The sequence below is a fragment of the Rhodoferax lacus genome (assembly GCF_003415675.1).
Classification (GTDB): Bacteria; Pseudomonadota; Gammaproteobacteria; order Burkholderiales; family Burkholderiaceae_C; genus Allorhodoferax; species Allorhodoferax lacus.
In genome coordinates, this window is the sequence record NZ_QFZK01000010.1 from 37,496 (window position 1) to 50,177 (window position 12,682).

At 67.0% G+C, this 12,682-nt stretch carries 9 protein-coding genes and 2 pseudogenes; 8 read left to right on the forward strand and 3 right to left on the reverse strand.

Annotated features, from left to right (window positions below):
* Position 1 precedes the first annotated feature (1 nt).
* From DIC66_RS14970 to DIC66_RS14995, 6 genes are read left to right on the forward strand one after another with little or no spacing between them, the layout of a single operon-like run.
* The gene (locus DIC66_RS14970) at positions 2-1,198 is read left to right on the forward strand and encodes an acyl-CoA dehydrogenase family protein (RefSeq protein ID WP_117178616.1); all 1,197 of its coding nucleotides are present in this window, start codon (positions 2-4) and stop codon (positions 1,196-1,198) included.
* Positions 1,199-1,208: 10 nt separating this feature from the next.
* Positions 1,209-2,951, forward strand: coding sequence for an FAD-binding protein (locus tag DIC66_RS14975; protein WP_117178830.1), 1,743 nt, complete (start codon positions 1,209-1,211; stop codon positions 2,949-2,951).
* Complete coding sequence (locus tag DIC66_RS14980) at positions 2,944-4,632, forward strand: FAD-binding protein (protein WP_117178618.1); 1,689 nt, start codon at positions 2,944-2,946, stop codon at positions 4,630-4,632. The genes DIC66_RS14975 and DIC66_RS14980 overlap by 8 nt, the downstream gene beginning before the upstream one ends.
* Positions 4,633-4,668: 36 nt before the next feature.
* Positions 4,669-5,439 carry an SDR family oxidoreductase gene (locus DIC66_RS14985; RefSeq protein ID WP_117178620.1) on the forward strand — a complete coding sequence of 257 codons (771 nt, stop codon included), beginning with the start codon at positions 4,669-4,671 and terminating at the stop codon, positions 5,437-5,439.
* Positions 5,436-6,503, forward strand: coding sequence for a ferredoxin--NADP reductase (locus tag DIC66_RS14990; protein WP_117178622.1), 1,068 nt, complete (start codon positions 5,436-5,438; stop codon positions 6,501-6,503). The genes DIC66_RS14985 and DIC66_RS14990 overlap by 4 nt, the downstream gene beginning before the upstream one ends.
* Positions 6,504-6,510: 7 nt before the next feature.
* A complete protein-coding gene (locus tag DIC66_RS14995; protein WP_117178624.1) occupies positions 6,511-8,196 on the forward strand; it encodes a FadD3 family acyl-CoA ligase in 1,686 nt (561 codons plus the stop codon).
* 482 nt (positions 8,197-8,678) lie between these two features.
* Here DIC66_RS14995 and DIC66_RS23130 read toward each other — a convergent pair.
* Positions 8,679-9,122: pseudogene (locus DIC66_RS23130) on the reverse strand (type 2 periplasmic-binding domain-containing protein); the annotation flags it as partial.
* Between DIC66_RS23130 and DIC66_RS23135 the strand changes: the two are divergent.
* Both DIC66_RS23135 and DIC66_RS15010 read left to right on the forward strand, forming a co-directional pair.
* A pseudogene (locus DIC66_RS23135) lies at positions 9,039-9,332 on the forward strand (NAD(P)-dependent alcohol dehydrogenase); the annotation flags it as partial. The pseudogenes DIC66_RS23130 and DIC66_RS23135 overlap by 84 nt on opposite strands.
* 104 nt (positions 9,333-9,436) lie before the next feature.
* Positions 9,437-9,670, forward strand: a complete 234-nt coding sequence (locus tag DIC66_RS15010) for a hypothetical protein (RefSeq protein WP_117178630.1) — start codon at positions 9,437-9,439, stop codon at positions 9,668-9,670.
* Here the strand turns inward: DIC66_RS15010 and DIC66_RS15015 are convergent.
* On the reverse strand, positions 9,651-12,350 hold the full coding sequence (locus DIC66_RS15015) for a bifunctional acetate--CoA ligase family protein/GNAT family N-acetyltransferase (RefSeq protein WP_117178632.1): 2,700 nt from the start codon (positions 12,348-12,350) through the stop codon (positions 9,651-9,653). The two genes, DIC66_RS15010 and DIC66_RS15015, sit on opposite strands and share 20 nt — an antisense overlap.
* Before the next feature lie 16 nt (positions 12,351-12,366).
* Entirely contained in the window at positions 12,367-12,648 is a 282-nt protein-coding gene (locus DIC66_RS15020) for a helix-turn-helix domain-containing protein (protein WP_117178634.1), read from the reverse strand.
* Positions 12,649-12,682 lie beyond the last annotated feature (34 nt).

Here is a 12,682-nt window from a genome sequence, read left to right on the forward strand (position 1 = left end):
TATGCCTGCAACCCATGATGACTACTTGACACCCGAGGCGATCACCCTCATCGAGCGCGCCCGGGCACTCGCCCCCATGCTGGCCGAACGGGCCGCAGCCGCCGACCGCGAAGGCCGCGTCAGAACCGAAACCATTGAAGCCATTGCCGAGGCCGGTCTCTACAAGGTGCTGCAGCCCAAGCGCTGGGGCGGCTACGAGCTCGATCCGCGCGTGTTCTACACCATCCAGATGGAACTGGCCCGTGGCTGCATGTCCACCGCCTGGATGTATGGCGTGGTGGGTGTGCACCCCTGGCAGCTTGCACTGTTCCCCGAGCAGGCCCAGCAGGATGTCTGGAGCAAGGACAACAATGTCCGCGTCGCCTCCACCTACATGCCCACCGGCAAAGCCGAAGCGGTGGAGGGCGGCTACCGCTTCACCGGCCGCTGGAGCTTCTCCACCGGCATTGAGCACTGCGACTGGATCTTTCTGGGCGGTCTGCTGCCCAAGAAGGACGGCTCGGGCGCCATCGAGCACGCTACCTTCATGCTGCCCAAGTCCGACCTGCGCATCGAAGACAACTGGGATGTGCTGGGCCTGCGCGCCACCGGCAGCCACGACATCATTGTGGAAGGCGCCTTTGTGCCCGAGTACCGCACCCAGCGCACCAACGACCACAGCGACGCCGGCTGCCCCGGCCGCGCCACCAACCCCGGCTGGCTGTACCGCATCCCGTTTACGCAGGTGTTCCAGCGCGCCGTCTCCACCGCCTGCATTGGCGCGCTGGAAGGTGCCGTGGACAGTTTCCGCGAGCGCGCGGCCGCCCACATCGGCAAGCACGGCACCAAGATGGCCGAGGACATCAACTCCCAGCAGGCCGTGACCGAGGCCATGATGGCCACCGACCAGCTCAAGCTGGTGCTCTACCGCAACTACGCGCGCATCGTGCACTGCGCCAAGAGCGGCGAACGCATGCCGGTAGAAGAGCGCCTGATGCAGCGCGCCCAGGCCGCCACCGTGCCCAAGCTGTGTGGTGAACGTATCAACGAGTTGATGCGCGCCTGCGCCGCCTCGGGCACCTTCAAGACCAACCCGGTGGAGCGCGTCTTCCGCGACATTTCCACCGGTCGCGGCCACATTGCCAACAACACCGATGTCTATGTGCGCGCCCACGGCGGCGTGATGCTGGGCCTGCCCAATATGGACGCCTTTGTCTGACCTTATGGACATGCCTTCTGACAAGCCGGTTGCGGAACTGGCCCATGACCTGATCGTGGTGGGCTCCGGCGCCGGCGCCCTGCTGGGTGCCATCCGCGCCGCCGATGCGGGCCTGAGCGTGCTGGTGGTGGAAAAGGCCAGCCTGGTGGGCGGCACCTCGGCGCTCTCGGGCGGCGGCATCTGGATTCCGGACAACCACGACATGCCGCGCGCAGGCCTGCGCGACAGCATCGACGCAGCCTTTCGCTACGTCAAGACCTGTGCCAAAGGCCTGGCCACTGACGACCGCGTGCTGGCCTATGTGGAGACTGCGCGCGAGATGGCACGCTACCTGGCCCAGATCGGTGTGCCCTACCGCTGCATGCCCAGCTACTCGGACTACTACCCGGCGCTGGACGGCTCGCTGCCGGGCGGGCGCACCATGGACCCGTGCGATTTCAATGCGGCCAAGCTCGGCGTCAAGGCGCTGGGCACTTTGCGCCCGACCAACCCGGGGCAACTGATCTTCGGGCGCATGGGCATCAACGCCTTTGAGGCACGCTCCATGCTGGCGCGCGAGCGCAAGTCCAAGTTTGTGCTGATGTGGATCATGGCGCGCTACTTTCTCGATTACCCCTGGCGCCGCAAGACCGCGCGCGACCGCCGCCTGACCGGCGGGCAGGCCCTCATGGGCGGCCTGCTTACTGCCCTGCGCCAGCGCAACATCACGCTGTGGCTGGACACGCCGCTGCAGTCCCTGGTGCAGGAAGCCGGGCGTGTGACCGGTGTGGTGGTGCAGCGCGAAGGCAAGTCTGTGCAGTTGGCCGCGCGCCGCGGCGTGCTGCTGGGCGCGGGCGGCTTTGAGCGCAACCAGGCCCTGCGCGAGCAGTACCTGCCCCAACCCACCAACGCCGACTGGACGGCCACGCCCGTGGGCGGCAACACGGGCGACGCCATCCTGGCCGGAGCAGAAGCCGGTGGCGTGCTGCACCTGATGGCGCACAGCTGGGGCGTGCCCACGCTGTTCGTACCCAAGGAAGACAAGCACCGCGCCATGTTTGTGGAGCGCTCGCTGCCCGGCTGCATGGTGGTCAATGCGCAGGGTGCGCGCTTCCTGAATGAATCCGGCCCCTACCCGGAGTTCCAGCAGGCCATGTTTGCCAACCACCAGCAAACCGGCGGCGCCGTGCCGGCCTGGATTGTGTTTGACGCCGACTTCCGCGCCAAGTACCCCATAGGCCCGCTGATGCCGTCCACCGCCATGCCCGACAACCGGCTGCGCAAGAGCTGGCTCAATGTGGTCTATTGGAAGGGTGAGACCCTGCAGGAGCTGGCCCAGCAGATTGGCGTGGACCCCGCAGGCCTGGCGGCCAGCGCAGAGCGCATGGGCGACTTTGCTCGCACCGGAAAGGACCTGGACTTTGACCGCGGCGGCAACAGCTTTGACCGCTACTACGGCGACGCCAGCGTCAAGCCCAACCCCAATCTGGCGCCCATTGCCAAGGGCCCGTTCTATGCCCTCAAGCTGTTCCCCGGCGACATCGGCACCAAGGGCGGTTTGCTGACCGACCGCGACGCGCGCGTGCTCCAGCAGGACGGGCAGGCCATTGAAGGGCTGTACTGCGTGGGCAACAACAGCGCCTCGGTGATGGGCCCGGCCTATCCTGGTGCGGGCTCCACCCTGGGGCCGGCCATGGCCTTTGCCTACCGTGCCATTGCGCATATGACGGGCCAGCCCATGGCGCTGCAACGCACCGACCTGCTCCATGCCTGACACGCTGCAGGCGCCCAGGCCGCCGCGCCAAAGCACCGTCACCCCCATACTGCCGCCCCTGCTGGTGGACGCAGGCCAGGCACTGGCCTGGAGCGACACCACCGATGTGCTGGTGGTGGGCTGGGGCGCGGCTGGCGCTTGTGCCGCCATTGAGGCACGTGCGGCCGGTGCCGAGGTGCTGGTGCTGGACCGCTTTGGCGGCGGTGGCGCCAGCGTACTGTCGGGCGGCGTGGTGTATGCCGGTGGTGGCACGCCCTACCAGCAGCAGGCCGGCTTTGCGGACACACCGCAGGCCATGCAGGATTACCTGCGCCAGGAAGTGAACGGCATGGTGTCAGAGGCCACGCTGCAGCGTTTTTGCCAGGACAGCGCGGCCAACCTGGCCTGGCTGGAGCAGCAGGGCGTGCGCTTTGGCGCCAGCATGCCTGCGCACAAAACCTCGTATCCGCCGAAGGGCAAATTTTTGTACTACTCCGGCAACGAGGTGGTGCCGGCCTATGGCAGCAGCCAGCCAGCGGCGCCGCGCGGCCACCGTGCGCTGTCACCGGGCCAGTCGGGGGCTGCGCTGTATGCGGCGCTGCAGGACTCCACCCGGAAGGCCGGGGCGCGAACCCTCACCCAGGCCAGCGTGCGCCGTCTGGTGCAAGAGCGGCTGGCCGACGGCAGCCCGGGCCGTGTGCTGGGGGTGGAAGTGTGGCAACTGCCTGAGGGCGCACCCGCCACGCGCCGCCATGCCGAGCTCGATGGCCTGGTCGCCCAATGGCGGCTGTACCAGCAGGGCCGTGCCGAAGCGGCCCGGCGCGAAGCCGCCGGCATTGAGCAGGCCCAGGCCCAACCCCGTTTGATTCGCGCCCGGCGCGGTGTGATCCTGGCCACCGGTGGCCACATCTACAACCCCGAGCTGGTTGCACAGCACGCACCCGCCTACCGGCGCGGCTGGAAGGTGGGCGGTGCCGGCTGCGATGGCAGCGGCCTGCGCCTGGGCCAAAGCGTGGGCGCAGCGGCCGCAGCCCTGGGCGCGGTGTCGGGCTGGCGCTTCATCACGCCGCCATATTCCTGGCCCAAGGGTCTGGTGGTGAATCGCCGCGGCGCGCGCTTTTGCAACGAGCAGGTGTATGGCGCCAAGCTCGGCCACGAGATGATCCAGCACCAGGAGGGCCGGGCCTGGCTGCTGCTGGATGCGGGCCTGCGCCGACGGGCGGTCTGGGAGTGCCTGTTTGGCGGCCTGTGGTCGTTCCAGGCACTGCCGGCGCTGGCGCTGATGTTTCGCTACCGCACCAAGGCAGCCACGCTGGAGGCGCTGGCGGCCAAGATCGGCGCCGATGCCGCAACCCTGCGCGCCACGGTGGACGAGGCCAATGCCGCTGCGCGCGGGGAGCGCGAGGACCCGCTGGGCAAGTCGGCCGACATGCGCCGGGTGCTGGAGAAGGGGCCGTTCTACGCCATCAATATCTCCATTGGTGAAAAAATGTTCCCGCTGGCCACCCTGAGCCTGGGCGGCCTGCGGGTGCACGAAGACAGCGGGCAGGTGCTGGACGCGCAGGGCCAGCCCCTGCCCGGGCTGTATGCCGCGGGCCGCACGGCCGTGGGCATCCCCTCCGGCGGCTACATCAGCGGACTGTCGCTGGCCGACTGCGTGTTCTCCGGGCGCCGGGCCGGGCGCTGCGCAGCCAGCGCCTAGGCACAACGCAAGAACAGACAAGCAAGGAACAAGCACATGGGACAAGTACAGGACAAAGTGGCGCTGGTCACGGGCGGCGCCAGCGGCGTGGGCCGCGAGGCCGTGCTGCTGCTGCTGCGGGAAGGGGCCCGCGTGGCCATCAGCGATATCAACGCCGAGGCCGGTGCCGCACTGCTGGCCGAGTTGCAGGCAGAGCACGCCGCTCGGGTGATTTTTGTGCGCCACGACGTGGCCAGCGAGGCCGACTGGCACACCACCCTGGCAGCAGTGCAGCAGCAACTGGGCCCGCTCGACATCCTGATAAACAACGCCGGCATCTTGATTGCGGGCAGCATCGAGAGCGCCACGCTGGCCCAGTTCCGCCAGCTCATGCAGGTCAATGCCGACTCCTGCTTCCTGGGCTGCCAGCTGGGCGTGGCCGCCATGCGCGAGCGCGGCGGCAGCATTGTCAACATGGCCTCGGTGTCGTCCTGGATGCCCATTGAAGGCTATGCCGGCTACAGCGCCAGCAAGGCCGCCGTGGCCGCGCTCAGCCGGGCCACGGCCTTGTACTGCCGCAAGAACGGCCTGGCCGTGCGCGTCAACTCGCTGCACCCCGACGGCATCTACACGCCCATGATGCAGGCCTCGGCCCCGGGTGTACCGGCCAAGTATTTGTTGTTTGACCCCAAGACCAATCCCAAGGGCCGCGCCTGCATGCCCGAGCAGATTGCGCAGGTGCTGCTGTTTCTGGCGTCGGACGCATCACAGGCCATCAGCGGCGCCGAAATCCGCGCCGACAGCGCCATTCTGGGGATGGGGCTGTGAGCACCGAGGCCGCCGCTCCCACAACTCCCGCCTCGCGCTACCACACGCTGCAGGTGCGCGCGGTGGTGGACGAATCGCACGACGCCCGCTCCATCAGCTTTGATGTGCCGCCCGCGCTGGCCGATGTGTTCCGTTACCGGCCGGGCCAGTTCCTCACGTTGCGCCTGCCGGTGCAGGGCAAGTACCTGCCGCGCTGCTACTCGATGTCGAGCACGCCGGGGCTGGACACGGGCCTGCGCGTAACCATCAAGCGCGTGCACCAGGGACGCGGCTCCAACTGGCTGTGTGACCAGGTCAAGGCCGGTGACACCCTGGAACTGCTGGCCCCCGCCGGTGTCTTCACGCCCCGCGCGCTGGAGGGGGATTTTTTGCTGTTTGCCGGCGGCAGCGGCATCACGCCGGTGTTTTCCATTCTGCGTGCGGTGTTGGCACAGGGCAGTGGGCGCGTGCACCTGGTGTATGCCAACCGCGATGAGCGCTCCGTCATCTTCCGCGATGCACTCAAGGCCCTGGCCGCAGCCCACCCCGAGCGGCTGCAGGTCACGCACTGGCTGGACTCGGTGCAGGGCATACCCAGCGTGGCGCAACTGGCCGAGTTGGCGCGCGCACACCGCCAGGCCCAGGCCTTTATTTGCGGCCCCGGCCCCTTCATGGATGCGGCCGTGGCGGCCCTGCAGACTATCGACATGGCGGATGCGCAGATCCATGTGGAGCGCTTTGTTTCCCTGCCCGAAGAAGATGCACCGGCCCCTGCGCAGACGCAGCCGCCTGCCGCCAGCACCGTGGACGAGGCCGAGGTGGAGTTGCACCTGGACGGCCAGGTGCACCAGCTGCGCTGCGGTGGCAACGAGACCCTGCTGCAAGCCGCCCTGCGCGCCGGTATTGCCGCGCCCTATTCCTGTCAGGCCGGGCTGTGCGCGGCCTGCATGTGCCAGGTCAAAGAGGGCTCGGTGCACATGCGCCACAACGAAGCCCTGGACCACAGGGACCTGGCCAAAGCCTGGACGCTGTCCTGCCAGGCCGTGCCCACCAGCGCGCGCCTGCGCATCCATTTTCCGGAGTAGATTTCCCATGAACCGTTTATCCGATTCGCTGCCCGCAGCGGCCGCGTCCCTTGCTGCGTCTGCTGCTTCTGCAGCCTCAGATGCCTCTGCTGCAACTGCTACCACTGATGCGCCCGCCGCATCGTGGCCCCTGCCCGCCACCTTGCCCGCCCTGATCCGCCAGGCCGCAGCGCGCTATGGCGCGCAGAGCGCCATCATTGACGGCGATGTGCGCATCAGCTACGCCGACCTGCTGCAGCGCAGCCAGGCGGTGGCCCGGGCGCTGCTGGCGCATGGCGTGCAAGCCGGCGAGCGCGTGGCCATCTGGGCGCCCAATCTGCACGAGTGGATTGTTGCGGCCTGCGGCATCCATGCGGCAGCGGCCGTGCTGGTGCCCATCAACACGCGCATGAAGGGGCCCGAGGCGGCCGACATTCTGGCGCGCAGCGGCACCCGGCTGCTGTTTTGCATTGGCGACTTTCTGGGGCAAAACTACCCCGCGCTGCTCAAGGGCCTGCGCCCCGCATCACTGGAGCACCTGGTGGTGTTGCGCCAGGCGCCATCCCCCCAGGGTGCTGCCGACGGCACGCTGGGTTGGGATGGTTTTCTGGCCAGCGGTGCAGCCACCGACCCGGCCCTGGTGGAGGCGCGCGAACGCACGCTCAGCGCCAACAGCACGGCCGACCTGATGTTCACCTCTGGCACCACCGGGCGGCCCAAGGGCGTGATGGCGGCCCATGGCCCCACCATCCGCGCCTTTGAGGAATGGTCCCAAGTGGTAGGCCTGGGTGCATTGGACCGCTACCTCATCGTCAACCCCTTCTTCCACACCTTTGGCTACAAGGCCGGCTGGGTGGCCGCCTTCATCCGCGGTGCCACCGTGTATCCGCAGCAGGTGTTTGATGCCGATGCCGTGCTGGCCCGCATTGCCAGCGACCGCATCAGCTTCATGCCCGGGCCGCCCACCCTGTTCCTGACCATGCTGGCGCATCCCCGCCTCAAGGACTTTGACCTGTCCTCTCTGCGCTCGGCCGTTACCGGTGCGGCCACCGTGCCGCCGGTGCTGATCAGCCGCATGCGCGAGGAGCTGGGCATTGCCAACGTCACCACTGCCTACGGGCTGACCGAGTGCGGCGGCTGCGCCACCGTGTGCGACCCCTCCGACAGCGTGGAAACCGTGGCCGGCACCTGTGGGCGCGCTCTGCCGGGCACCGAGGTGCGCTGCGTGGACGGCCAGGGCCAGAGCGTGGCCGCAGGCGAGGCGGGTGAAGTGCTGCTGCGCGGCTACCACGTCATGCAGGGCTACTTTGAAGACCCGCAGGCCACCCACGAGGCGATTGATGCCGACGGCTGGCTGCACACCGGTGACGTGGGGGTGCTGGACGAGCGGGGCTATTTGCGCATCACCGACCGGCTCAAGGACATGTTCATCACCGGCGGCTTCAACGTCTATCCGGCCGAGGTGGAGCGGCTGCTCAGCCCGCACCCGGCCATTGCCCAGGTGGCAGTGATCGGCGTGGCTGATGAGCGCATGGGCGAGGTGGGTTGCGCCTGTGTGGTGCTGCGCGAAGGCGTCACGCTGTCCGAGGCCGAGCTTATCGCCTGGGCCCGCACCGCCATGGCCAACTACAAGGTGCCGCGCTTGGTACGCTTTTACGAGGCACTGCCGGTGAATGCCTCGAACAAGGTCGACAAGAAGTTATTGCGGGTTTGATGACACAGGCTACAGGGGACCCAACATGAGCATTCGGGATGAGACGACGGTTATTGTTGCAAGCGGCTTGCGCTACAAGTCCAAGGAGCCCGGCTCTGCATTTCCCTCAACTCCGTATTCGGGCAACGCGACCATGTCCTGCCTTCTGTGTGGCAAGCACAGCCTGCGATCACAGATGATGTCCAGAAGGCTCTTTGGAAAAGTGCACGCCGTGTGTGCGCCACAGTGCGCAAAGTGAGCTTGCGCTCAACGCTTCTGCCAAGAAAAAGTGGAAGCGCTAAAAATATTTGTGCAAATAACCGAACCAAAAACTGTCTGCATGGTTTTTAGGCAGACTGTGTAAAGCCAGCAGGCATGCGGGTTTGGCAGGTTTCCCGCCAAGTTATCCCCAACTCAGCACACAGCTTCTGTGGATGGAGGCGCCCCGGGGCCTGTGGTAAGCGCACGATTGAACAGGCCCATCCCGTAGCAAGCAGAACTCGCTATGGGCGTTTGCGTTTGCCGCGCCGCGCATCCTGAGCTGCTGCGAGCTCCCTGGCAGACAGCACTATGTCGGAAGTGTCCAGCAGGCGGGAGATCGCAAGGTCGATAAAGGCACGAACGCGTCTGGGCAGTGCGCGCCGGCTGCCATAGTAGACATGCAGGCCGAAGTGGTCGCACAGGTGCGGCAGCAGCACCGGCACCAGCCGGCCTGAGCGGATATAGGGTGCAGCCGAAAGGTTTGCCAACTGGCCCAGCACCTGGCCTGTGGTGGGGTGGCGGAACACGCTGCAGCGGTGCTTTGAGAGTTCATCCAGACCCAGCGGCATGCCATGGCGCTCCAGATAGGAGGGTGCGGCGCAAATGATCAGTTGCACCGGAACGAGGCGACGGGCAATCACACCCTCTTCCGGCGAGGCACCGATGCGAAAGCCCACACCGGCCCGCTGGTGTTTGCCCGCCGGGCCCTTGCAGGGTCGCTGATCGGCGGTATCGCCGAGACGCAGGAGATGCTGGATTTCTGTGGCCAGCACGGCATCACCTCCGACATCGAGATTGTGCGCATACAGGACATCAACGAAGCCTACGGGCGCCTGCTCAAGGCCGATGTGAAGTACCGCTTTGTGATCGACATGGCCTCGCTGCAGCAGGCATAGAGGGCAACACTGCCCCCCGAAAACGGGGGGCGCATGCCAGCCAGGGGGTATGTATTGAATACCCCTCAAGCGCGGTGCACGTTTTATCAATATAAGATCGCAGCATGTATCGCGTCGTCACCAAATCCATGGTTACCCAAAACGGTATCCGCAAACGCCAGATTGATCCGGGTCCTTGGCAGGAGTCGGAACAACTGGTGCGCAGCTGGGCGCAGTTTCTGGAGGCCACAGGCCGCTATGACGTGGTGACCGTTGAGTCCAACGGCCGGTCATCCGACGGCGCAAGGTCAGATACCGACATCCCCGACGAAGACCTGTTCATGGAGCTGGGCAACTAAGCTCCGTACCGCTGCCGTTCAAGGCGAGCACCAGGCGGCAGACTTTGGCCTCATCAGAAGGCCGCTCCACAAAGCCCACGCTGCGCGCCAGATGGCGCATGGCCAGATTCTCGGCCAGCACCATGCCCACCAGATTCTGCGTGCCGTTGGCACGCGCATAGCGCACCATCTTGTCCAGCAGGACGTGGCCCAGGCCCCGTCCCTTGCAGTCCGAGCGCACGATGATGGCGAACTCGGCATCGATGTTGTCGGGGTCGCTGAGGGCGCGCACCACGCCCAGCGTCTGCTCCGGGCCCCGGGCGTTCATGGGGTCAGGGGCCACCGCCACAAAAGCCATCTCGCGTGCGTAATCAATCTGCGTCAGGCGGGCCAGCTCGCTGGGCTCCAGATGGCGCTGGCTGAAGAACACGCGCATGCGAACGTCCTCGGGTGCCAATTGCTGCAAGAACGCCAGATGCTGGGCCTGGTCCTCCGGGCGAATCGGGCGCAGCGTCAGGCTGCGCCCATTCCAGCGGCAGGGCTCCGCCAGGTGCTGCGGATAGGGGCGGATGGCAAAGTGCTGCTCGCCACCTGCAGCGGTGCTGCTGACCTTGATGCGCGCGTCCAGCGCCACCACGCCATGGGCATCGGCCAGCAGCGGGTTGATGTCCAGCTCGGCCAGCTCGGGTATATCGGCCAGCAGCTGTGAGACGGCCAGCAGCACGCCCTGCAGCGCTTCCATGTCCACCGCAGGCGTGTCCCGAAAACCCTTGAGCAAGCGCGAGACCCGGGTGCGCTCCATCAGTGCACGCGCCAGTGGTGCGTTCAAGGGCGGCAGCGCTACCGCGCGGTCGGCCACCACTTCCACAGCGGTGCCGCCTTGCCCGAACAGGATCACCGGGCCAAACACCCGGTCCAGGCTGGCGCCCACAATCAGCTCATGGGCCTGCGGCCGGTGCACCATGGCCTGTACCGTGAAGCCGTCAATGCGCGCATCCGGCCGCGCCGCGCGCACACGCTCCAGCATCTGCTGTGCGGCGCGGTGCACCGCGTCTTCGCTGGCCAGGTCCAGCGCCACGCCGCCCACATCGGACTTGTGCGAAATGTCGGGCGAGAGAATTTTCAGCACCACCGGCCAGCCCAGTTGTGCGGCCGCCTGCTGCGCTGCCTGCGGTGTGGCGTCAGCCCGGCGGGTCGGCACCACCGGAATGCCATAGGCCTGCAGCACGTGCTTGGCTTCCAGCTCGCTCAGCATCTCGCGCCCGCCTGCCAGCACCTGCTGCACCAGGGTCTGCGTGCCGCGGCTGTCCACCTCGGGCTGCACGGGCCTGGCACTTGGCGCCTCCAGCAACTGCGCCTGGTTGCGCCGGTAGGTGACGCCAAAACCAAAGGCCCGCACCGCCTGCTCGGGCGTGCTGTAGCTGGCCACCCGGGCCCCCTGAAACAGCCGGGTGGCCTCCTGCACCGCCTGGGCCCCCAGCCAACAGGCCATCAGGGCCGGCGGCTTGTGTGTGGCCAGCGGCAACAGGGCGCGGGCAATCTCGGCACTGGGCACGATGGCCGTGGGTGCATGCATCATCAGCACGGCGCCGCAGGCGGCATCGGCCAGCAGCAGCTGCAGGGCCTGCACATAGCGCTGCACCGGCGCATCACCAATGATGTCCACCGGGTTGCCGTGTGACCAGTTGGGCGGCAGCAAGGCGTCCAGCGCGTGCAGGGTGGCGCTGGAGAGCTGCGTCAGCTCCACACCGAGGTGCTCGGCGGCGTCCACGGCCAGCACACCGGCACCGCCGCCGTTGGTCAGCAGCGTCAGCGTGTCGGCCTGGTTGCCGCGAAAGCGCGCCAGGGCTTCCGTGGCATCGAACAATTGTTCCAGGCTGTCCACACGCAGCATGCCAGCCCGCGCAATGGCCGCGTCGACCACCAGGTCGTTGCCCGCCAGCCCTCCGGTATGCGAGGCCGCGGCCTGTTGGCCTTTGCGGGAGCGCCCGGCCTTCACTACGATCACCGGCTTGTTGCGCGCCGCCGCGCGCGCGGCCGACATGAACTTGCGCGCCGCTGTGACCGATTCGATGTACAGCAGGATGGCGCGCGTCCTGGCGTCACTGGCCAGGTAGTCCAGCATGTCGCCAAAATCAATGTCCAGGTGTTCGCCCAAGGACACGCAGTGCGAGAAGCCGATGCCGCGCGCCTCGGCCCAGTCCAGCATGGCCGTGGTCAGCGCGCCCGACTGCGAGACAAAGGCCAGCTCGCCGGGCAGTGCATCGCGGTGCGCAAAGCTGGCGTTTAGATGCACATAGGGCGACAGCAGGCCAATGCAGTTGGGCCCCAGAATGCGCAGCAGCGCGGGCTGGGCTGCTGCCAGTACCTCGGCTTGTTGCGCCGCGCTCAGACCGGCAGTGAGCAGTACCACCGCGCGTGTACCCAAGCTGGCCAGTTGCTGCACCAGCAGCGCCACGGTGTCGGGCGGCGTGCAGACCACGGCCAGGTCGGGCACCTGCGGCAGGTCTTGCACACGGGGCACCACGGCAATGCGGCCCAGCGCGGTGTACTTCGGGTTGACGGCATACAGCGGGCCTGCAAAGCCGCCCTCCAACAGGTTGCGCCACACCGTGCTCCCCACGCGCCCGGGCCGCATGGAGGCACCAATCACCGCCACAGAGGCCGGGTTGAACAGCCGCTCCAGGTTGCGGATGCTCATGGCACCGCAACGTCCGTCATGGCTTGGCGCTGGCTGCCCCGTGGGTGCGCTGCAAGCCCATCGCCGACATTTTTTCAAAATCGCAAAACAGTTCGCACAGGTCCACGTTCAGTGCAGCGGCCAGGGCACCCAGCACTACCAGCGTGGGGTTGGCCGCACCCGCCTCAATGCGCGAAAGGTAGGTGCGGTAAATGCCGCAGCGCTCGGCCAGCGTGTCCTGGGTGGCACCGCTGCCCAGGCGCAAACGCTTGACGCGTTGACCCACAGTCTTCTTGAATTCCACATCATCGTTCTGCATGTCAGTAGCCTCCAGGGAAGAAATGCAGGTGAAA

Bases quoted from the DNA above. Each gene is read 5' to 3' on its own strand.
- DIC66_RS14970 (WP_117178616.1), top strand. From the start codon at position 2: ATGCCTGCAACCCATGATGACTACTTGACACCCGAGGCGATCACCCTC.
- DIC66_RS14975 (WP_117178830.1), top strand. From the start codon at position 1,209: ATGCCTTCTGACAAGCCGGTTGCGGAACTGGCCCATGACCTGATCGTG.
- DIC66_RS14980 (WP_117178618.1), top strand. From the start codon at position 2,944: ATGCCTGACACGCTGCAGGCGCCCAGGCCGCCGCGCCAAAGCACCGTC.
- DIC66_RS14985 (WP_117178620.1), top strand. From the start codon at position 4,669: ATGGGACAAGTACAGGACAAAGTGGCGCTGGTCACGGGCGGCGCCAGC.
- DIC66_RS14995 (WP_117178624.1), top strand. From the start codon at position 6,511: ATGAACCGTTTATCCGATTCGCTGCCCGCAGCGGCCGCGTCCCTTGCT.
- DIC66_RS15010 (WP_117178630.1), top strand. From the start codon at position 9,437: ATGTATCGCGTCGTCACCAAATCCATGGTTACCCAAAACGGTATCCGC.
- DIC66_RS15015 (WP_117178632.1), bottom strand. From the start codon at position 12,350: ATGAGCATCCGCAACCTGGAGCGGCTGTTCAACCCGGCCTCTGTGGCG.
- DIC66_RS15020 (WP_117178634.1), bottom strand. From the start codon at position 12,648: ATGCAGAACGATGATGTGGAATTCAAGAAGACTGTGGGTCAACGCGTC.